The organism is Phocaeicola sp. HCN-6420 (assembly GCF_037890145.1).
Classification (GTDB): Bacteria; Bacteroidota; Bacteroidia; order Bacteroidales; family Bacteroidaceae; genus Phocaeicola.
Window position 1 is genome coordinate 162,160 of the sequence record NZ_JBBKBJ010000003.1, and the last position, 22,278, is coordinate 184,437.

At 41.6% G+C, this 22,278-nt stretch carries 22 protein-coding genes and 1 pseudogene; 19 read left to right on the top strand and 4 right to left on the bottom strand.

The annotated features are described in order from the left end of the window. The first annotated feature begins 128 nt into the window (after positions 1-128). Positions 129-881 carry a hypothetical protein gene (locus WKT12_RS03560; RefSeq protein WP_340318794.1) on the top strand — a complete coding sequence of 251 codons (753 nt, stop codon included), beginning with the start codon at positions 129-131 and terminating at the stop codon, positions 879-881. An 87-nt stretch (positions 882-968) separates the two neighbouring features. Here WKT12_RS03560 and WKT12_RS03565 read toward each other — a convergent pair whose 3' ends face one another. Both WKT12_RS03565 and WKT12_RS03570 read right to left on the bottom strand, forming a co-directional pair. Beyond that, positions 969-1,553 carry a hypothetical protein gene (locus tag WKT12_RS03565; RefSeq protein ID WP_340318795.1) on the bottom strand — a complete coding sequence of 195 codons (585 nt, stop codon included), beginning with the start codon at positions 1,551-1,553 and terminating at the stop codon, positions 969-971. Between the two features lie 11 nt (positions 1,554-1,564). Beyond that, positions 1,565-2,044, bottom strand: coding sequence for an RNA polymerase sigma factor (locus WKT12_RS03570; RefSeq protein WP_340318796.1), 480 nt, complete (start codon positions 2,042-2,044; stop codon positions 1,565-1,567). Positions 2,045-2,562: 518 nt separating this feature from the next. Here WKT12_RS03570 and WKT12_RS03575 point away from each other — a divergent pair. The 8 genes from WKT12_RS03575 (at position 2,563) to WKT12_RS03610 (ending at position 10,542) form a co-directional block, all read left to right on the top strand. Further along, on the top strand, positions 2,563-3,366 hold the full coding sequence (locus WKT12_RS03575; protein ID WP_340318797.1) for a phospholipase D-like domain-containing protein: 804 nt from the start codon (positions 2,563-2,565) through the stop codon (positions 3,364-3,366). A 2-nt stretch (positions 3,367-3,368) separates the two neighbouring features. Continuing rightward, positions 3,369-4,649, top strand: a complete 1,281-nt coding sequence (locus tag WKT12_RS03580) for a site-specific integrase (RefSeq protein ID WP_340318798.1) — start codon at positions 3,369-3,371, stop codon at positions 4,647-4,649. Between the two features lie 11 nt (positions 4,650-4,660). Then, positions 4,661-5,086, top strand: a complete 426-nt coding sequence (locus tag WKT12_RS03585) for a selenium binding protein (RefSeq protein WP_340318799.1) — start codon at positions 4,661-4,663, stop codon at positions 5,084-5,086. A gap of 10 nt (positions 5,087-5,096) precedes the next feature. Continuing rightward, positions 5,097-6,116, top strand: a complete 1,020-nt coding sequence (locus WKT12_RS03590; RefSeq protein WP_340318800.1) for a hypothetical protein — start codon at positions 5,097-5,099, stop codon at positions 6,114-6,116. Positions 6,117-6,339: 223 nt separating this feature from the next. Beyond that, entirely contained in the window at positions 6,340-6,648 is a 309-nt protein-coding gene (locus WKT12_RS03595) for a DUF3853 family protein (RefSeq protein WP_007842330.1), read from the top strand. Between the two features lie 14 nt (positions 6,649-6,662). Then, positions 6,663-7,739 (top strand): AAA family ATPase, encoded by a 1,077-nt coding sequence (locus tag WKT12_RS03600; protein ID WP_340318807.1) that lies wholly within the window; start codon positions 6,663-6,665, stop codon positions 7,737-7,739. Positions 7,740-7,954: 215 nt separating this feature from the next. Continuing rightward, positions 7,955-8,914: a toprim domain-containing protein gene (locus WKT12_RS03605; protein WP_340318801.1), complete on the top strand. Its 960-nt coding sequence runs from the start codon at positions 7,955-7,957 to the stop codon at positions 8,912-8,914. A gap of 224 nt (positions 8,915-9,138) precedes the next feature. Beyond that, a complete protein-coding gene (locus tag WKT12_RS03610; RefSeq protein ID WP_340318802.1) occupies positions 9,139-10,542 on the top strand; it encodes a mobilization protein in 1,404 nt (467 codons plus the stop codon). Positions 10,543-10,891: 349 nt separating this feature from the next. On the opposite strand, the gene WKT12_RS03615 is transcribed toward WKT12_RS03610, so the two are convergent. Together WKT12_RS03615 and WKT12_RS03620 are read right to left on the bottom strand one after the other, a co-directional pair. After that, positions 10,892-11,818, bottom strand: coding sequence for a DNA cytosine methyltransferase (locus tag WKT12_RS03615; protein ID WP_340318803.1), 927 nt, complete (start codon positions 11,816-11,818; stop codon positions 10,892-10,894). Continuing rightward, entirely contained in the window at positions 11,815-12,876 is a 1,062-nt protein-coding gene (locus WKT12_RS03620) for a HindVP family restriction endonuclease (RefSeq protein ID WP_340318804.1), read from the bottom strand. Before WKT12_RS03620 ends, WKT12_RS03615 begins: the two co-directional genes overlap by 4 nt. A 481-nt stretch (positions 12,877-13,357) precedes the next feature. On the opposite strand from WKT12_RS03620, the pseudogene WKT12_RS03625 reads away from it, so the two are divergent. From WKT12_RS03625 to WKT12_RS03665, 10 genes and pseudogenes are all read left to right on the top strand, one after another. Then, positions 13,358-13,974 (top strand): annotated as a pseudogene (locus WKT12_RS03625) (TetR/AcrR family transcriptional regulator). A 97-nt stretch (positions 13,975-14,071) separates the two neighbouring features. Beyond that, a complete protein-coding gene (locus WKT12_RS03630; protein WP_004329685.1) occupies positions 14,072-15,178 on the top strand; it encodes a tyrosine-type recombinase/integrase in 1,107 nt (368 codons plus the stop codon). A 76-nt stretch (positions 15,179-15,254) separates the two neighbouring features. Further along, positions 15,255-15,911: a hypothetical protein gene (locus WKT12_RS03635; RefSeq protein ID WP_032581318.1), complete on the top strand. Its 657-nt coding sequence runs from the start codon at positions 15,255-15,257 to the stop codon at positions 15,909-15,911. Between the two features lie 499 nt (positions 15,912-16,410). Beyond that, complete coding sequence (locus tag WKT12_RS16520; RefSeq protein ID WP_009291865.1) at positions 16,411-16,803, top strand: hypothetical protein; 393 nt, start codon at positions 16,411-16,413, stop codon at positions 16,801-16,803. Positions 16,804-16,874: 71 nt separating this feature from the next. After that, complete coding sequence (locus WKT12_RS03640; protein WP_032496507.1) at positions 16,875-17,297, top strand: hypothetical protein; 423 nt, start codon at positions 16,875-16,877, stop codon at positions 17,295-17,297. Between the two features lie 30 nt (positions 17,298-17,327). Beyond that, positions 17,328-17,786, top strand: coding sequence for a hypothetical protein (locus WKT12_RS03645; RefSeq protein ID WP_009291863.1), 459 nt, complete (start codon positions 17,328-17,330; stop codon positions 17,784-17,786). Positions 17,787-17,814: 28 nt separating this feature from the next. Continuing rightward, positions 17,815-18,657 carry a helix-turn-helix domain-containing protein gene (locus WKT12_RS03650; protein ID WP_118404852.1) on the top strand — a complete coding sequence of 281 codons (843 nt, stop codon included), beginning with the start codon at positions 17,815-17,817 and terminating at the stop codon, positions 18,655-18,657. 31 nt (positions 18,658-18,688) lie between these two features. Next, a complete protein-coding gene (locus WKT12_RS03655) occupies positions 18,689-19,591 on the top strand; it encodes an RteC domain-containing protein (protein ID WP_118113269.1) in 903 nt (300 codons plus the stop codon). 104 nt (positions 19,592-19,695) lie between these two features. After that, a complete protein-coding gene (locus WKT12_RS03660; RefSeq protein WP_028729542.1) occupies positions 19,696-20,055 on the top strand; it encodes a helix-turn-helix domain-containing protein in 360 nt (119 codons plus the stop codon). After that, positions 20,018-22,090 (top strand): bifunctional DNA primase/helicase, encoded by a 2,073-nt coding sequence (locus WKT12_RS03665; protein ID WP_118113268.1) that lies wholly within the window; start codon positions 20,018-20,020, stop codon positions 22,088-22,090. The genes WKT12_RS03660 and WKT12_RS03665 overlap by 38 nt, the downstream gene beginning before the upstream one ends. Positions 22,091-22,278: the final 188 nt, after the last annotated feature.

Here is a 22,278-nt window from a genome sequence, read left to right on the forward strand (position 1 = left end):
TTTAACAGGTAAATCATCTGATTATCCAATATATAGCTATATTTGTGTTTAGATAGTAAAAAAACATTCCAATAAAATCAAAGAAACCAACGTCATATCTAATCAGACCTAAATCCTTCTCTCCATCTATGAAAAAACAAAAGCTTGCAGTAATTATTCTGCTTATCATCGGCATACTGCCGTTAGCTGCACAAAACGAAACCTCCTCCCTGCCCAAAAAGGAAATACAAAAAATAACATCCGTACGGCATCCGTTCCTCATGTCGTTTTCCATCGGTCCCAATTTCAATACCGGAGGAAGTGACTATCCGGAATATTTCGGCTCACGTGCAGATGTTGCTACCCAATTTGACTGGCGAATGTCTGTCGGATTCGCACGCCATTGGAATGCTTATCTGGATATCGGACTGAGTTTTTTCAAAATCCGGACTGACGATTTGTCGACCAACATCGCCCAAGTCTTAGGTGATAAATTGTTTCCCGGATTGAGCAGGATAAAACCTGCTGCAAGTATAGGCATCGGCTACATAGAAGAAATAGGAAGATGGCAGTTGATGCCAAGAGTCGGTATAGGACGCATGAGTGCCGGAGGCTCTGAAAAAACTCAAACCATCGAAGAAACAACATACAAGCTTGAGATAAGCCGCTCGTCTACATTCCTCAACCCCGGAATAGCAGCAGGTTACCGTACCTCCAATCTGTGCAGCATTATTCTGGATGTCAGCTATCGTTGTCCATTACAAGACTGTAAAACGACCTATACCGTTACAGAACCCGATCTGACCTCTACAACAAAAACCGTAAATTCCCGCTCATGGGCAAACGACCTCAGCGTTTCTGTGGGCATTCAGTTGCATATGGGATTGGGTAAGAAAAAATAAAAACAAAAATATTCCCCAGCCGGACCACAATCCAGCCGGGGAAAACTATAACCAGAAACCGGAAAGATAATTAAAAGAAGTAACTACTTAATTATCCTTGGTATATTCTTCGATGTCACGAATGGCCTCCTTTGCTTTACGCCGGACACGAATACAATGTAAAATACCTCCGACAGCTCCCAAAACAAAGCCAACACTCCCTCCGTAGCATATCATTTCGCCTCCAACTTTCGGATAACTTTCAAACATAAACCAAACAATCCAGCACAAAGCAAACGGAATGCCGAAATAAAGCCACTTCAAATTCAGTTGGTTCATGCGTACCAACGCTTTACTGATATCCAGCAAATTGCCTGCCGATATGCAATCTATACTAACTCCCTTGTGACTATATCGCTGGTAAAATCCGGCTATAATTAAAAAGACAGAAGTAAAGACGCAGAAAATCCACGAATATCCCATCAGCAAGAAAAATGTATTACAATAAACAAGCGCAAAGACTATCAAAAAATACATGAACTTCTTCTTCCGGTTGATATAGGAAACCTTGTCCTGTGTAGAATGTCTGATTAACTTCTCACTAACAATTATTTCTTTGGCAAGCTTGTCCTTCAGCAACTGAATCTGTTGCTTCATCTCGTCTAACTCAAATTTATCTGCATGATTTTCCATGATAGTACATTTTAATGGTTCGACATTTTTTTCAATTCCTCCTTGATACGATACAAACGTACAGATACGTTTTTGACAGATATTCCGACAATCGCTCCTATTTCTTCGTAGCTCATGTTTTCAAGCCACAACAAAACGATAGCACGGTCGAAAGGGTTCAGCCGGTGAATGCGGTCGTAGAGCAGACGAATCTGTCGGGAACTCTCATCTTTATCCTCAAAAAGATTGATGTCCATAGTCAGAGGAACAACAGCCCGCCTTTTCTTTTTCCGCTCACATGAAATGCAAGTATTAAAACTCACTTTCCAAATCCATGTATTGACGTTGCTGAGATTCTTAAAAGAATCATATCCTTTCCAAAGATTGATAAGTACTTCCTGAAAGAGATCGCTCACTTCATCGGAATCCTTCGAGAACATAAAACATACAGTATAAATGGTACTTTTATGTTCTTTCACCATTTGCGCAAATGCAGTATCCAATATTTCCATATCGTATGAATTTATTTTTTGACCATTAGACGCCTGTACTATCACAAAAACTACACAAAAGTAGATACTTTTTTAAAGAAGATATAAAAATCCTGTATTAAGAAAAGAATTTATTCCAGACATCACCAGACTGCTTCCAGCAAACTTGGTAACAATATCATTACAATTTACGACATGAAAGGAAAAAGAAAAGAATCTGTTCTTTCAAAAAGAAATAAAACTTCATCGGATAACTACTACGACTCTATTGAGTTTTCTATCAGACTTTCTACCTTTTTTAAAGAAACAACATAAAAAAATCCCTGTAAAACAAATGCTTTACAGGGATTTTCTTAATGACTCAGCGGAGAGACAGGCTCTCGAACCTATATATTCAAGAAATATCATAAAATTGCAAATCGCTGATAATCATATACAATTTGAAGTGCATAGTAAATCTAAATCTTTTTGAATATCTTTTGCTATTCCAAATATTGGGTGTATATTTGGGTGTGATTAAAAGTTTAAATATTATAAGTATGAAAATATCCAATGCATCAAAAGAAGCTATAGTGAACTTCGTCATAGGAGGAGATGGCAAGTTATGGAGATCACGAACAGGAAGTCAGCTCGTTACATTATTTCAAACTCTAGGTTTTAGGGATGACGTATATGATTCTGCAAATGGTGGGTTACCTAAATTAGGAAACTCAGATCTTAATACATCAAAGTCAAACTATGTGAAAAATCGCATCCATAATATCACAGATATCAATCTAAAGAAACTAATTGAACAACTGATAACAGAATCTTTCGACAAACAGGCGGCTGTAAGATCACTTAATGAGATTCTTAATATGGATAGTATCCAACTGGAGTACAATGATAATATCATTACTTGGGAAGGTGTTAAAATAAGCCAAGAAATAGAAAACGAAGTAGTATTTAAAGAAAACGAGAGAAAGGTAATTGACGCTATAAATAAAGCTAAAGTATCTATTTTAGCAGCTATGGCATGGTTTACAAACGAGAAAATTAAAGAAGCATTAGAAAAAAAACGCCAAGAGGGATTAAGGATAGAGCTAGTAATTTATAAAGATGGGGTTAATTCTACCTATGGAGTTGACCTATCTGATTTTGATAGCATTGAAATAAGGGGCACCAGAGGGGGACTAATGCATAATAAATTTTGTGTTATTGATAATCAAAAAGTATTAACAGGTAGCTACAACTGGACTACGAATGCTGAATCTAAGAATGATGAGAATGTTCTTATAACTATAGATAATGACACAGCTACAAAATATTCTATTGAATTTAGAAGATTAAAACCATTGATATAATTATGAATATCAAACGAAACATCATTTTTGCATTGGAAAGCCGGAAAAAGAACGGTGTGCCAATCGTGGAGAATGTCCCCATCCGTATGCGTGTCATATACGCAAGCCAACGCATTGAGTTTACAACGGGGTACCGCATTGATGTAGCCAAGTGGGATGCTGACAAGCAGCGAGTGAAGAACGGGTGTACCAACAAATTAAAGCAAAGTGCATCTGAAATCAATGCCGATCTCCTGAAATACTATACCGAAATTCAAAACGTATTCAAAGAATTTGAGGTACAGGAAACCATGCCCACTACCCAACAGTTAAAGGACGCATTCAACCTTCGGATGAAAGATAAAAGTGAAGACCAGGAAGACGTAAAGATAAGTTTTTGGGAGGTATTCGATGAATTTGTAAAAGAATGTGGCAATCAGAATAATTGGACTGAATCCACATACGAAAAGTTTGCAGCGGTAAAAAATCACCTTAAAGAGTTCAAGGAAGATTTAACCTTTGAATATTTCAATGAGTTTGGACTGAACGAATATGTCAATTTCCTGCGTGACAAGAAAGACATGAGAAACAGTACCATCGGTAAACAAATGGGATTTCTCAAATGGTTCTTGCGATGGAGCTTCAAGAAAGACTATCACCAGAATATAGCATACGATACGTTCAAACCGAAATTGAAAACCACCCCCAAGAAAGTAATCTTTCTGACGTGGGAAGAATTGAACAGACTGAAAGACTATCAAATTCCCAAGGACAAGCAGTATCTGGAACGTGTCCGGGATGTTTTCCTGTTCTGTTGTTTTACAAGTTTGAGATATTCGGATGTTCGTAACCTAAGGAGAAGCGATATCAAATCTGATCACATTGAAGTTACTACCGTTAAAACGGCAGACAGTCTGAGTATTGAACTGAACAAGTACAGTAAAGCCATACTTGATAAATACAAGGACATCCATTTTGAAAACCACATGGCTCTGCCCGTTATCAGTAATCAGAAAATGAACGATTACCTGAAAGAGCTTGGTGAACTTGCAGAGATCAACGAACCTATACGTGAAACCTACTATAAGGGGAATGAGCGTATAGATGAAGTTACACCTAAATACGCATTATTAAGTACCCATGCTGGAAGAAGGACATTCATCTGTAATGCATTGGCACTCGGTATTCCTGCACAGGTTGTAATGAAATGGACAGGACACAGCGATTATAAAGCCATGAAACCTTACATTGACATAGCCGATGATATTAAAGCTAATGCGATGAACAAGTTTAACCAACTCTAAATATATTACTTATGTACGAAGATTATACAAGACAATCCCTGCCATCCAAAGAATATAGAGAGTTATTAGGTAGTGCATTATGTGTTTTTAATTCCAATAATACATTTATCATAGAGAATATCCTAAGAGAGGATGGCGGAGCTAATTATAATTGGTATGATTTAATGGACAGAACATCAGGAAATCTATCGAAGCCTATTTCAGATACAATAACAAATAAAGCCGGTTCTAAGATTGCGACTTTATTTAACCAACTGGTAACTCAAAGAAATAGGATAATACATAGTTTCCAAATAACAGATAAGGATGATGAACAAAAACTTGCAACTAAAGATAAGAAAAACAATCAATATGTAATAACTAAAGAAATTCTGTTAGAGTTCATTAAAAATAACGAAGAATTAAGTACTGAATTACATAAGTTCAGAGGGCATTAAATTAAATCATATGGCAGGAAAGATAGAGACGATGATTCCCCAATACGGAGAACTCAACAGAATATACAGAGATTACATAGACAATCATTCTTTCTCTTTTGGCAGGCAGAAATTTATATTGGATTTCTATCAGGAGTATAATGACATGAAAGCTTTTGAAGCCGCCATCCTTGAACTGGTGCTTGACAGGCAAAAAGAGCAATACACATTGATACTCAACAGTCTGAAAACTGAAATAGAAAAGAGCATACAGGCTTATGAGACACGCCCGTTAAGCGACAGAGCCATAGAACGTGCTTGCTATCAGCACATGGAAAAGTATTCTCAGGAAATAGAAGCCCAGCTGGATGTTACAAGAAGTCTGAGCAAGCCGCTGAATGAAGCCAACAACAGGTATGATTCAATTGGTTACAGAGAGCATACAGCCGAAGAGGAAAAACAGGCAGAAAAAGAATATGAACGCTGCAAGGCTGAATATGACAGGGAAAAAGCCAAACTGAACAGACTCTATGACCAGCAAAAGGCTGCAAGAACAGAGGCATTCCAATATATGAAGAACTGTTGTGCGGACATATACCGTCAAAGCTGCCTTTTTCTGGATATATTAAAGAAATACATTCCTGACGGGAAGCAGCAGGACGAACCGGGCAAACCAATCAGTCAGCAGGAAACAACAGAAGAGCAACAGGAATATTTCAGCATGAAATTACTTTCGCTCATTCATGAGGTGTGCGAAGGAGAACAGTTCGAAGAAATTTCCGCACTGGATTTCTATGCCAATATGAATCTTCACCCCTGCAACTGTAAGCTGAAAATAAAACCGAGAGAGAAAATACGTGTATGCTATCTGATATTCCTGATGAGCGAGAAACTCTCCAAACAGAATAGGGACAAATGGAAGGACGGAATACTGAAACTGCTGGATATTGACGATAGCTACTACAAATCCAAGTACAAGGAGCCTGTTTCTGATTTCCCCAGTGACAGCAACCAGAATTTTGCCAAGGAAATGGAACATATATTTAGATAATCCGTGATATATCCTGATACTTTACGAAAGTTCCACTTTTACCACTCAAAATAATTTTTGAGTGGTATTTTTATTTTCTGATATTCAATAAGATACAACGATATTCAGTTTATATCATCCCCATCCTTACCACTCATAACCCTACCTAATTTTGCATCGTTCGAGAACAGAAATAGCAGCCAGTGCGCAGGGCTGATTGTTTAACGACTAAATAGATTGGACGATGACAAATATCCAAGAATTATTATCAAAACCCGTCTGGCAGATGACAGGCGAAGAATTCATATTCCTGAGTAAGCACGCTTCAGGTCAGGCCGAAGCATTGCCGCAACCCGTTACAGACACGGAAAAGAAGTATGTGTACGGAATACTCGGTATAGCCAAACTGTTCGGGTGCAGTCTGCCCACTGCCAACCGCATAAAGAAAAGCGGTAAGATAGACAAGGCGATTACCCAGATAGGGCGCAAGATTATAGTTGATGCAGAACTGGCTCTTGAACTTGCCGGAAAGAAAACAGGAGGACGGAAATAATGGGAGGTATGCTTATGGACTATATGAGAGAAATAAAGGAAATATCTGCAGAACAGGCGATAATCCTTTGGCAAGCCTCACGTTTGAGCCTATCGAAAATCTACGAGAAAGCACCTGAGATTCTAAAAGTGCAAGGTTCGGTCATTGGCACACTGGGCAATTTCAGTGCATCCATAGGCAAAGCCAAGAGTAAAAAAACTTTCAATGTGTCGGCTATTGTAGCCGCTGCATTGAAAAACGGTACGGTACTGCGGTATGTGGCGGAACTTCCGGAAGACAAAAGGAAAATTCTTTATGTGGACACGGAACAAAGCCATTATCACTGTCTGAAAGTCATGAAACGTATTTTACGGCTGGCTGGTCTTCCTGATGACAGGGACAATGAACATCTGGAGTTTCTCGCTTTGAGGAAATACACGCCCGAACAGCGCATCAGGATTGTCGAACAGGCTATCTATAACACACCGGACATAGGACTTGTAATCATAGACGGTATCCGTGATATGGTATATGACATCAACAGTCCGGGAGAATCGACACGCATCATATCCAAGCTGATGCAGTGGACGGATGACAGGCAGATACACATCCATACGATACTCCACCAGAACAAAGGCGATGAAAATGCAAGAGGTCATATCGGTACGGAGCTGAACAACAAGGCGGAAACCGTTCTTCTCGTGGAAAAGGACAAAAGCAACGGAGATATAAGCAATGTTTCAGCCATGCACATCCGTGCAATGGATTTCGAGCCTTTCGCTTTCCGTATCAACGACAATGCATTGCCTGAACTCATAGAGTGGTACAGACCCGAAGCGAAGAAACCGGGAAGACCGGAAGAGGAAAAGTTCGACCCTTACAGACATATTACCGAACAGCAGCACCGCATAGCACTGGAAGCGGCTTTCGGGCTGAAAGAGGAATACGGCTACAAGGATCTGGAAACCGCCTTAATCAAGTCTTATATGTCGGTAGATGTAAAACTGAACCATCAAAAGGCGGTATCACTTATCACCATGCTCCGGAACAAACGGATGATAGTACAGGAGAACGGCAGGAAATACACGTTCAAGCCGGACTTTCACTATTGACCGTCCGACCTGTAATCGCTTCACTTTATTCAGCAGGTCTATATATTAAAGATAAAGCGAAGCGGTTGCAGAGAATATAAAACCGCTTCACTTTATTACCGTATCCTATATATACGAAAATAAAGTGAAGTGATTATACAGACCGTACTTCATAAAAAGGTACGGACGAAAAGAGAAATAAATATTCCAACCATTATTCAAACACTCATCTTATTATGGATATACAGACAGCAAAACAAATCAAGATAGCGGATTTTCTGTACAGTTTGGGATACTCTCCCGTCAAGCAGCAAGGTATCAACCTATGGTATAAATCCCCGTTACGGGAAGAGACAGAGCCCTCGTTCAAAGTAAATACTGAGCGCAACCAATGGTATGATTTTGCAATTGGTAAAGGTGGAAATATCATTGCACTGGCACAGGAACTCTACTGTTCCGACTATGTGCCTTATCTTCTACAGAAAATCGAGGAACAGACTCCGCACATCCGTCCCGTATCTTTCTCTTTTGGCAAGCAGTCATTTTCCGAGCCGAGTTTTCAGGAGTTGGACATTGTACAGCTGGCTTCTCCTGCCCTGCTTGCCTATCTACAGGAAAGAGGAATAAACACAGCACTGGCGAAAAGAGAATGTAAGGAAGCCCGTTTCACCCACAACGGCAAACGGTATTTCGCCATTGCCTTTCCGAACATATCGGGCGGATATGAAATCCGCAACCGATATTTCAAGGGATGCATCGCACCGAAAGAAATATCACATATCAGACAATCGGAAAAACCGAAGAGTACATGTTTCGTTTTTGAGGGATTCATGGACTACCTTTCCTTTCTGACACTAAGGCTTGAAAACAGTCCGCAATCCCCCGATTTCGACAGACAGGACTACATGGTTCTGAACTCTGTTGCCAATGTTTCCAAGGCACTCTATCCGTTGGGAAGTTATGAGCGCATCCATTGTTTCTTTGACAATGACCGTGCTGGAATGGAAGCCATGCAGCAAATCCGAAAGGAGTATGATGCTACCCGGTATATACGGGATGCCTCGCAAATCTACGGTGGATGCAAAGACCTGAACGAATATTTGCAGAAACGAATAGCCGATAGGAAAGAGCAAGCGCAATCTGTCAAAAAGAGGAATGATATGCCATCCAAGAAACCGAAAGGCTTCCGGTTATAGCCCACTATAACTACACGCTTCGCTTTCGTAGTTGTGGGCTCTCCCGAGAGGATTAGGGCTTTGCCCTAATAACCCACTCAGGGCGTTTCTCCCCTGAGAACTCCGAGCAAAGAGTGACCCTCTCTTTGCAATCTCCGCTTATGGGTTACACCCCTAAGAACCCTGTGCGGTTATGAGCGGACAACAGAATATTTTATCAACAATCCGAATCAAAATTTAAGAATATGGCAACAAAATCAAGCATACACATCAAGTCCTGCAGAGTCACATCAAGCGGGGCCCATAACCGAAGAACAGCAGAGTATATGCGCAATATCGGCAAGTCTCAAATCTACATAGTACCCGAACTTACTGCCGGTAACGAGCAGTGGATAAACCCCAGCTTCGGCAGTCCCGACCTGCAAGCGCACTATGACTATATCAAGCGAATGGTTAAGGAAAAGACAGGCCGTGCGATGCAGGAGAAGGAACGTGAGCGCAAGGGAAAGAATGGGAAGATTATAAAAGTAGCTGGATGCTCACCAATCCGTGAGGGAGTATTACTCATCAGACCAGATACAACACTGGCAGATGTACGAAAGTTTGGTGAGGAATGCCAAAGACACTGGGGAATCACACCGCTGCAAATCTTCCTACACAAGGACGAGGGACACTGGCTTAGCGGACAACCAGAATCCGGGGATAGGGAGAGTTTCCAAGTCGGTAAAAAGTGGTTCAAGCCGAATTATCATGCCCATATCGTTTTCGACTGGATGAACCACGATACAGGCAAGAGCCGAAAGCTCAATGACGAGGATATGACAGAAATGCAGAGTTTGGCATCCGACATTCTCCTGATGGAGCGTGGACAGTCAAAAGCTGTTACAGGCAAGGAGCATTTGGAACGGAACGATTTCATCATTGAGAAACAGAAAGCTGAACTGCAACGCATGGATGCTGCAAAACGGCACAAAGAAGAACTGATAAATCTTGCTGAGCAGGAGCTGAAACAGGTGAAATCAGAAATACGCACTGACAAGCTAAAGAAAACAGCCACCAATGCAGCCACCGCCATAGCAAGCGGTGTCGGTTCTCTTTTCGGCAGCGGAAAGTTGAAAGATTTGGAGCAAGCCAACGAGAAATTGCGTCAGGAAGTTGTCAAGCGTGATAAAGGCATTGATGAATTAAAAATCAAGATGCAACAAATGCAGGAACAGCATGGCAAACAGATTCGCAATCTTCAAGGAATACACAATCAAGAGCTTGAAGCCAAAGACAGGGAAATTTCCCGGCTGAACACCTTGCTTGAAAAGGCACACAGATGGTTTCCGATGTTCAAAGAGATGTTGAGAATGGAAAAATTATGCGCTGTTATCGGGTTTACCAAAGACATGATAGAAAGCCTCTTGACAAAGAAAGAAGCCATACAATGTAGTGGCAAAATTTATTCCGAAGAACACAGACGGAAGTTTGACATCAAGAACGATATTTTCAGGGTGGAGAAACATCCGACTGATAGCGGTAAACTCGTATTGACCATAAACAGGCAACCGATTGGAGAATGGTTCAAAGAACAGTTTGATAAATTACGGCAAAGTTTACGAAGACCGACAGAAGAGCCAAGAAAAAGCAGGGGATTCAAATTGTAATTGTTAAATCGCTCAAATTTGGAAGAAAGGAGCAATCAAGTGGCATTTTGGTTGCTCCTTCCTTTCGAAATAGACGGCAATAATGGTATTCAGCAAAGTAATCTGGCATTGCTAAATACTTCACTTGGAATATCACAAACGCTATTTCAAAGCCGAGAACATGAAATCCGAAATCATATCCGAGAAAACCAACAGTGAAACCCACTTGGTATTCTCATTGACAAGTTACAATTAATGGAATGGTTCTATAAACCCTAAAAAAGGTACAAGTAATTGCTTATAAAAGCTTCAGAATAACCATCTAATAAATTATTACATTTGACAAATATCTGTAATTAAATATTTTGTGTTAAAACAAACTTAGTTGTTGATGTTTATCACCTCCATGTCGTAAATACTCTTGTATAGACAGACCTATAAATTTACCTAAATTTACTGGAACAGCATTTCCAATCATCTGTTCTAAATTGGTTTTAGTACCTTCCCACTTAAAATTTTTTGGAAATGTTTGAATATAACTCCGTTCTATAGTTGTTAAATTACGTACCCCTTCTATTGATTCTATAGGATCACCATTATGGCGTTTATAACCACTTGGCATCGGACGATTCACTCCTCTAATTGTTGGACTTGGTTCATAAATACTGAAAATACCCCTTCGAGCATAACTACGTGGATGCCTATAATAATATTCAATACCTAAGCTATTGCCTAGATAATCTGCAATAGTCATAGGTTTTGTCGCTAGACGACTTGTTATTAACTTGAACATAAAATTATCAACTTCCCCCATCTTTCCAATCAGCACAAAGCGTTTCCTTTTTTGAGGAACACTACAAAGACTTGCATCAAGAACTATTTGAGTTAATCCATATCCGCTATTTTTGAAAATTTTTTTTGCTTCAGATAATTTTTCCGTTTTCAAAATTCTCTCAACATTTTCCATTACAAACCATGTTGGTTTCACTCTGGCTATTATTTGGGCATATGAAATAGTTAATCCCCCTCTACCATTATCTTCATTGCGTTTACCTGCAGAGGAAAAATCTTGACATGGAGGACCACCTATTATCATATCTGGAGTATATTGAGATATAACACTAACAGATTGCTCTATGTCTGATAAGTCTTGTTCAAAAACAGGATGGGAAAAATTTTTAGAATATATTGATATTGCATCTTTCCAGTTGTCAAAGCCAGCTACAATGTCAAAACCTGCATTTTGGAACCCCAAACTAAGTCCACCACAACCGCAAAATAAATCAACCACTCTCATTTGAATAAATTTGGAGAATTAAACAATATAGCATCAAAACGTCTTTCTGGACTTAATAAATTTTGACCACCACCAAGTATTATATTTTTAATCTCATCTTTTTTTATTCGAGGGTTAGTCAGTTCTTTTGATTTAAGCATGGGATATGTTATATGTCCATTAACAGAAAATGCTTTATCATTCTTTGTATTAAAAGATAATCTATCGATAATATCTTCTGCATGAAATTGTCTAAATTGAGAAAAATCCCATAACATTTTAACTAGCCATATCAATGTCCTTTCTGTACGTCCAATCTTATTTATTCTTGTTTTTGAAAAATCCGTAAAAAGATGTATAACAGCTAAGTTGCTCCAAACAAATACATCTAAACAATTTTCAGCTAGTATTGGAGCTTTACCTTTAGTTTTCCATACTGGTTCCAATATCAATGGCTCTTGATTTTCTTGATGCCTAACAATTAAATTGGTGGCAGCTTTTACAAAAAGATGATAATTTGAAATAACTTCATTTGGATCTTCCCAATCTTTTATAATAGAAAAGTCTCCTAGAATATGTTTTAATATATCAGTATTTGCAAGATAGTGCTTTGCAATGCTACATGCTAAATACGAAATAGTATCTGGACGTATAACAATTTCTGAACTGTATTGATCTTCTGCCAAATTACATGTTGAATTATCAGGTAAAGCTGTTAGTTTAACTTCTAAACCACTTATACAGTTTCCATTATCTTTATTTTGAATGACTAAATCAATTCGAGGTGTATTACCTATATAGAAAGGCTGATACGGAGTATAAACACTTTCAAACGCATAAAAAGCATTATCACTCAAAGGGGATATTCCAAACAGCCTATCACCACTAATAAATCTATGTTGAATTTTATTGTTATCCGTAGTTATATAAACACTATCTATGTTCTTAGAAAACATATATGCAACTAAAGCCGCAGGGAAAGAGGAGTTAAATTGATTCTTCCCCCATGTTTCAGCATTAGTAAAATCTCTATTTGAATATTTAATCCCAAATAACCTAGGCTTATCTTCTTGTATCATATGTAACAATAATTATTGGCAAAGATACTGTTTATTTCTTATAGTGATGGTAAAGATACAAATGATATTTAACAAAAACACCCAACTTTACATTCTTGGGTGTAAAAAAGGGTGTAAATCTCGCAAACGCTTGATTTACACCCTTTATTGCGGAGAGACAGGGTTTTGAACCTATAACTCTAACCGCTTATATTTCAGCTACTTTGCTTTCAAAATTTCAAATAGGTAACGAAACAGTAACGATTTTCAACCGTTAAGCCTGTCCAACTTTGACCGCTGTTTGTCTGCCTAACTTTCGGGTTCAAAGATACGGCATTCTTTTGAAACTCGCAAATATCTGATAATAAATATTTTTGGGTTAGTGCAAGGTGCAAGCTATATATATAAATATATACTTGCACCTTGCACTAAAAAAAAGCACTGGGGTACAAATGGTTAAAACAAAATCCGTATCTTCGTAACCGATTAAAAACAAACGTGTATGATAATAACTAACCGTGAAGAAGTAATAGATAAAGCGTTCGGAGTATTTGTCAGGATGAACTACGAGAAAGCAAGCATCATCACGCTTGCCAAAGCCTGCGGAGTGACAAAAACGGGCATCGTTTATTATTTTCCGCACAAGCTGGATTTATTCATGGCTGTGGCAGACAAATACGTGCTAAAAATGCACGAACCGGGAAACAAGTTTGCCGCTCCTGCCGATACACGTTGGAGAAGTTCATCGGGCAATACGTGGCGGGGGTAGCCGCTTCCATGAAAAGGATTGTTGAACTGATTGACGATAATAGCAGCCCGCATGATTGTAGCCCTAACTTCTACTACTTTCATTTCCTGTCACAAGTGCGTATGTACTATCCGGGCATCAGGCAGAAAATTGAGAAAATCTACCGACAAGACTATGACCTATGGGAGAAAGTCATACAAAAAGCAAAAAACAGCGGGGAAATCAGAAACGACACGGACGTGAAGAAAACGGCTACCATGTTCCGGCAAATGTTTTTAGGACTGTCATACGAACAAGCATTTCTGAACGGTCTGAACGTGGACGAACTGGCAGAAAACTTTCGCTATATCTATTCGCTGCTTAAAGCCTGATACAGTTTTGTTTTTTTAACCTCTATTATTTTTGAACGTATGTTCAAAATATGGCGTTTTTGTTTTATCTTTGGAGCATGAAGCAAAATTCAGCGACATGGATAAGGTTCAGAAACAAAGAGGAAGCATCGTGCTGCACAAAGAAACAAGGGACGGTGCAGACTACATACGGATAGAATATGCGAGCAGTCAGGCTGTCGCCCAACTGCTCGCCCAAGACACAGGCATGGAAATGACTGGCAACGGCTCTGCATACATAGCGTCAGCCGCTTTCAGCCTGCCGGATTTCTACGACCGCTATTCACCCCATGCCTATATTGATTACAGCCGGGTTTACGTGCGGCATCCCAAACCTAAAAGGGAATACACACTGCCGAAAGGCTACCTCGAACTGCTGGAACAGAAGCGTTACAGCCCCTCGACCGTCAAAACATACCGTGCCTATTTCAGCGACTTCATGGAATATCACAAGGGACGGAACATCGACCGCCTGAAAGTGCCGGACATCAACAAGTACATACTCTATCTTGTGAACGAGAAGAAAATCTCGGTGTCGCAACAGAATATGCGCATCAATGCTATCAAGTTCTATTACGAGCAGGTGAAAGGCGGCAAACGGCAATACTACGGCGGTATCACCCGTGCCAAAGAGTACAAGAGCCTGCCCGAAGTGTTGAGCAAGAATGAAATTAAGCGCATCCTTGCACAAATTTCCAACATCAAGCATCACTGCATGATTTCGTTGGTTTACTCTGCCGGACTTAGAAGAAGCGAATTGCTTAACCTGACCCCGCAGGACATCAACAGTGAAACAATGTCGGTTCGCATCATGGGCAAGGGGAAGAAATGCCGTTATTCGCTCCTTTCACCCAAGTTGCTGGAAGAACTACGGCACTACTTCCGGGAATATCGCCCACAAAAATGGCTGTTTGAGGGCGAAACACCCGGAGAGCAATATTCGGCAAGTGCATTGGTGAAAGTGCTGAAAGAAGCCGCACATCGTGCTGGCATCAAACACCGTGTACACGTACACATGCTGCGCCACTCCTTTGCCACACACTTGCTGGAACAGGGAACAGACCTGCACACGATACAGGAATTGCTGGGACACAACGACATCAAGACCACAACCATTTATCTTCATGTGTCAAGTGCCCATAAAGCAAAAATCCCTAATCCTCTTGATACACTGGATAATTCGTGAGGTGCAGTTATAGGAATGTAGGAACGACACCATAAGGTGCGGTTATAAATAAATTATAAGCAATATACACCAAATTATGAACGAACAAGTACAAGAACATTTTAGCTGTGCTGATTGGCTCCTAATACCTGCATCCGTTAGAAAAGATATTGCAGACATATTGGGGCTAACCCTTTTGTCTGAAAATGAACAATGGTATAACAACCCTATACTTTGTACTACTTATGAAAATGCAGACAATTATCTTAATGACCTTTTACCGAGGGTTGATAAGATATTGATTTCGTCATTCATTAACGGATATTATATCGTTGAAGGAAAATGTTTGCGATATATTTACGAAATATTGGGTAAAAGGCTTTCGGCAAAATGTGGTATCTATTACTTCTCTATAGATTTATGGGAATATCGTTACGCTTATGGCTATTATGAGAGTAGCCAAGAAAAGCGTTTCTATTGTGCCGAATTAGATGCTACCGGAAATCTACAAGAAGAAGACAGAGGGTGTGTATTAAGTTGTGAAAATGATGCAGAAAGCCATATCCCAAAGATGAAGATTGAGGACGAGCAAGTTCCTAATTCTTGGTTTCTTCCTTTAGGTATAATGTTCAACTTAGGGATAACGGATGCCGAGATTCAGCAAGCTCTTAGTAAACTATGCAGCATTTATACGCTGAATAGCACAGATGCTAAAATGATAAAGAATATAATAACCGAAAAATTTAGCTTATAACAAGGTCGAGATAACAGCTAAACGCTGTTCCTCACCAAACCATTAATGGTAATTAAGTATGATAGATTATTTATTTTTCAAATTTTATAGGCTATGGAAATACAGTTCTTATTCCGAAATAGCGGTTTATGCAGCTTTGTTAATTCTCGCTGTATTTCTGAATTGTAATATTCACACAATATGGGGAGTATTGGAACAATATAAAATATTGCCTTATCCAACGCGAACAATGTATAATGTGTCTTTAGGGCTGATATTCATTCTTTTATGTATTCGTTTCTGCTGGAAAAGAAGGTATAAAGCTGTCATAGAGAAGTTTAATGAAAAGCCTAATAAGAATAATCTATTGATACTTATATTATACATTTTCCTTTCGTTGTTTCTCTTTGTTTTAGAGGCTTTTTATAGTAAAGGGAAAATATAAATATACCATTAACAACGCAGGATAACGGCAAGCCGTTCCCTGCTGAACCATTACTAACAATACGAATAACTCTTTATGATAAAATTCATTTTAGATGCGATGTATTATCAGATATTCATATTTAATAGGGATAAATTTATATTGGAAAATCCACATGAGCGGACGATACAGATAATATGTGGAATATTATTTCTTCCTGTTATAGTACTGACGTATCTACTGATAAAGGAGAATTTCAATTATAAAACCCCTTTTGTGTTTTTTATCATAATCTATGTTTTACTATACAAAACATTCTGTTCGTATTATATCAAAAGGAAAAAAGGTATGGAAATTATAAGGAGTAAACCTCTAATATTTAATAGCCAAAAGATTTCTTCCTTCATATCATGGATGATTTATCCCATTTTGGTTGTATTACTTTATTTTATAATAACACATCGTCATTGGCTAAAAATTATACAATAAAGATTTAATAAGTTAGTAACAACGAAAGATAGCATCTGACGATGCTCCTTTCTAACCAATAGCGTACATATATGAATAATGTAACAAGAGTAAGAATTGTATATGAATGTAGCATAATAGGTGTTGTTTTGCTGACATTCTTAAAAGGTATGTTCCCATACATGGGAGCATGGTGGCGAGTAGCCCTTATTACTGCACTTGTAGGATTGTGGTTTTCACTATCTTATCTGAAACGGTATAATTATAAATGGGGGTTCAATTACATAGGAAATCATTTATACATTAACCTCTTATTGAAAGTACAGAAGTGGTTTCAGAACGCTACAATCATAGCCTTATTGATACCTGTATTCTTAAAAGACCTCTTGTATAATCAATATTGCTTAGTAGCATATATATTGCTTGTAGGTATGTTCTTGGGCGTGAAGCTGGCTACTTACACAGTAGAGTACGCTATATATAAAAGCAAATTCATTGGTAACAAGGAAAGATAACCCCTGAACGCTTTCCCTCACCAAACCATTATGAATAAAGGAATAAAAAAGACAGATAACTATTTTGAACGAGTGAAGCAACGTGCAAACCGGACGAATTACAGATACTATTTTTTTGACTACCTATATTTCAAGGGAGAGGTTTGGGGCAAGAAGATAGGTCGGATGTCAGGTTTTATACTGCTGTTTTGGTATTGGTGGTGGATAGTAGTTCTGCCCGGTAACTTTCTCCTGATTAACAATGTACCGCAATGGTCGTCCTTACATCTTGGCTATTTAGGTGCAATGTTTTTGTTTATTTGTGTATTTATTCTTGCACGATACAGGAAAACCCGTGTACAGGCATTGTTGAACCGCTACCGCCGCTCTAAGCATATCAGCGCAGTACAGGCATATTTTCTGTTCCTGCTGCCCTTTGTACTTTTCTTCTTAGAAACATGGCTGTTCGATGAATGGGGTTGGACGGATTGCGTGAGGTGGAACAAATGATATGTCATTCATATATAAAACATCAGATATGGAACAACGGATTACATCATTATTGCTTCCCGCTCCCGAAGCGGAGCTGGAAGCGTCCTGCAAGGAACTGGACGAAAAGGTAACATGGCTGCTGCACAACAGCCGGAAAATGGACAACTACTTGGAACTTGAACCGTTCAGCAAGGACGGGCGGCTGTGCGCCCACGTGTGCGACACGCTCAAAAGCCTGCCGGAAACGCCGACACTGGCGGCGTACAAGGACTACAAGGCAATCATCATTCTGCTGGGTATGTCCACCACCCGTTACGCCATACTGGACGAACTGGCGGAACAGCACCGCAAGCGGGACGACATACCCGAACTGACCGCCTACTGCGATGCGCTCCACTGGATGCGACCGGGACGGCAGTACCTCTGCAACGTGTACAACACGGTATGCCACGCTTTCCACCTGCTGCGGAGAAACCCGGTAAGGGACAACCGCCTGCTGGTGACGGAAAAGGAGCTGCGCCACGCCGAACGGATGCTGCCGGAACTGGGCAGGCAGACGTTCACCGAAATGGTACGTCTGAAAGGCTACATGGTCTATGATGCCGAGCAACTGGCGGACAAATGCGGCATGGAATACGGCTCGTTCCGGCGAAAGGTAAAGAAAATGACCGGGTACACGGCTAAGGAATGGGTGATAAAGGAACGGGTAAAGGACGTGGAACACTACCTGACGAACACAAACCTCACGCTTACCGAAGTGGCGTTCACCACCGGGTTCGCATCGACATCGAACCTGAACGACTTCTGCAAGGCGTATCTTTTAGATACCCCCGGAGAAATACGCAGAAAAGCGCAGGAAACAAGAAAATGCACAGTTACAAGAACGTAATGTGAAAAATCAAGAATAAAACAGAATTTTTATGCCCGTAACTTTGTGCTTCATAAAAGATAAGCACAAGGTTATGGAACATAAGATACTGTTGGAAACATACTTCGCCGGACTGCTTCAAAAAGTGGAATGGCAGATACAGGAATACGAGGACACCGCAACGGACACGCTGACGCTCTGCCGCCTGTGCGTGGACTACCTGCAAGAGATACTGGACGAACTCAAAACCTTTATAATCTCCTACCCGTTCGCCAGCACGGAAGAAGAAATACACTTCTTCAAGGAACTGAAACCGCTTTTAGCGAGCAAAATCATCTATTACAATACCGTTTACAAGATAGAGGTGCGCTTCCCCAGCGGCAGCGAGGACGTGCAGCGGGACTACCTGCTGTCGGAAACCGACCGGATTTCAAGGTCGTTCCAGCGGAACTTGGCGTTCTACCAGTACCACCGCACGAAAGCCACCTACTTGGACAGGCAGTATTTCATGCGTGGGAAGCCTGACATACAAATCATTGTGGACAGTTTCTATTACGAAACAGACCCACAGTTCAGCACCAGTCACGACTTCAAGGTAGCCAAGATTTTAGCCAACGAACTGCTGGAAATATACCTCACCAACCGACTGCACGAGCTGGAACGCCGGGAACAGCGCAAGCGGGTGAAGAACGGCTTCACGGGAAAGGTGCTGCGCTGGACGGGGACGAAAAGGGCGTTGGTGGAGCTTGTCTACGCACTGCACGCCTGCGGCTGTCTGAACAAGGGGACGGTTGATATTAAGGAGATTGTAGCCTATTTTGAATACGTTTTCGACATCGACCTCGGCGACTTCTACCATACCTACATGGAACTCAAAGCCAAGACCAAAGACCGCACGGGCTTCCTCTCCACCCTGAAAGACAGGTTGCTGCTGCGCATGAGGGAGCAGGATTAGGCAACCGTTCTTTAACAAAATTTATTTCGCCACAGGTGGGTTCGCCTGTGGCGTTTTATTTTTCAGGACACCCGAACTTTGCGGCAAATCAATTAGTTACCATTATGGAAATAATAACATTCGAGTCCAAAGCCTACAAGGAGCTGGACAACAAGATTACCGCCATTGCCGACTACATCTTCAACCACGTGGAAACGGCAAGGCAAAGCGAGGAAGACATGTGGGTGGACAGCTACGAGGTCTGCACGTTCCTGAAAATAAGCGAAAAGACCCTGCAACGCCTGCGGGTGTCGGGGACTATCGCCTATTCCAACATCAGGGGACGCTACTTCTACAAGGTCAGCGAGATACGCCGGATGCTGGAAGAACGCCTGATAAGGAGCAACAAGGAGAACATCGACAACCTGATAACCAACCACCAACTGTATGCTAAGGAAAGAGGAAATCTTAGAAAGAACAAGTAACGGGCTGGCGGTATTCAAACACTACCTGCCCGGCAACTGGCGCATAGGTCGCAACTTCCTTAACCCGCTGTACGAGGACAGCAAGGCTTCCTGCAACATCTATTTCGACCGCCGGGGCGGTATCTACAAGATGAAAGACTTCGGAAACGACAGTTACAGCGGCGACTGCTTCTTCCTCGTGGGGCAGTTAAAGGGGCTGGACTGCAACCGGGCGGCTGACTTCGTGGAGATACTGGAAATCATCGACCGGGATTTGGGCTTGGGGCTGGCTTCCGGCACTCCGGTTTCCGTTTCTCCTGTAACCGTCCGCAGGGCAGTGCCGGACAAACCCGAAGAAACACCCGAAAAGCCCGTCAAGCCCTACCAGTTCCGGGAACAGAAGTTCCCGCTTGCCGAACTGGTGTACTGGCAACAGTACGGCATCACGCCCGAACTGCTGGAACATTACAAGGTCTGCTCACTCCGGGAATACAACAGCGAAACGGCAGAGGGCAAACCGTACACCTACACTTCATCGGTGGCAGAACCCATGTACGGCTACAAGGGCAAACAACACATCAAGCTGTACCGCCCGTTCTCCACACCCCGCTTCCTCTATGGCGGCAGCTTCGGCGAAAACTACTGTTTCGGGCTGGAGCAACTGCCCGCCAAAGGTGACACGCTCTTTATTACGGGTGGCGAGAAAGACGTACTTTCACTGGCGGCGCATGGTTTTCACGCTATCTGCTTCAACAGCGAAACGGTGACGATACCGCCTACGCTGGTTTATCGGCTGACGTTTCGCTTCAAGCACATCGTCCTGCTCTTTGACATGGACAAGACGGGCAGGGAAAGCTCACGCAAGCAGGAAAAACTACTGGAAGAATTTGGCGTGAAACGCCTGCTGCTCCCGCTTCCGGGAACGAAAGAGGAAAAGGACATATCCGACTACTTCAAAGCCGGGAACACCCGTGAAGATTTCCTGAAACTGTTTATCGAATTTTTAGACAACCTGTATAGCGACACATTGATTATGCTTAAATCGTGCGAGATAGATTTCAACAACCCGCCCGCCAAAGCGCAAGAGATTATTTCGGCGGGTGACGTTCCGTTAGGAACACAAGGCAACCTGTTCGGCATCACCGGGGGCGAGGGAACGGGCAAGAGCAATTATGTAGCCGCAATCGTGGCGGGCTGCATCTGCCCGGCTGGTGCGGACATAGATACGCTGGGCATACAGATAACTGCCAACGGCAGGCACAAGGCGGTCTTGCTCTATGACACCGAACAGTCGGAAGTGCAACTGTTCAAGAATGTAGGCAACCTGCTGGCACGTGCCAAACAGCCGGACAAACCCGATGAACTGAAAGCGTTTTGTCTTACAGGTATGTCACGCAAGGAACGCCTGAACGCCATTGTGCAGAGCATGGACAAGTTCTACTACCAGTACGGCGGCATCCAGTTGGTCGTCATTGACGGCATCGCCGACCTTGTTAAGAGTGCCAACGATGAAGCGGAAAGCGTAGCGGTAATAGATGAACTTTATCGGCTGGCGGGCATCTACAACACGTGTATTCTGTGCGTGCTGCATTTCGTCCCCAACGGATTGAAACTGCGGGGACATTTGGGCAGCGAGTTGCAGCGCAAGGCGGCTACAATCCTTTCGATAGAGAAAGACGATGAACCCGCCCAGTCGGTGGTAAAAGCCCTGAAAGTAAGGGACGGAAGCCCGCTGGACGTGCCGCTGATGCTCTTTGCATGGGACAAGGAAGCGGGGATGCACGTGTACAAGGGCGAGAAGCCCCGTGAGGAAAAGGAGAAGCGCAAGGAAAGGGAACTGGTGAATGTCGCACGTGACATCTTTGGGCGGCAGACACGCATCACCTACATAGACCTTTGCGAGCAATTGCAGCAGGTCTTGGACATCAAGGAGCGCACCGCAAAGAGCTATATCCGCTTCATGCGGGAAAGGGACATCATCACCAAAGACACGGCGAACCAAAGCTGTTTTGTCATCGGTTCATATAATCTTCGATGGAACACAAGTTGTCCATAAGCGTATGGATAAAACTTGTGTAATTCATGTGCTTGTGTCCTGCCCTGTTGCGAAACACGGCAGGATTTTTTCTGTTTGCACGTGAAAATTCAGGGTATTTGCTTAACTTTGCAGAAGTTACACGAAAAAAGTAACGGCAGTTGGACGGCGGTTGCCGGAATATTGCCTTTATATATAACATATACGTT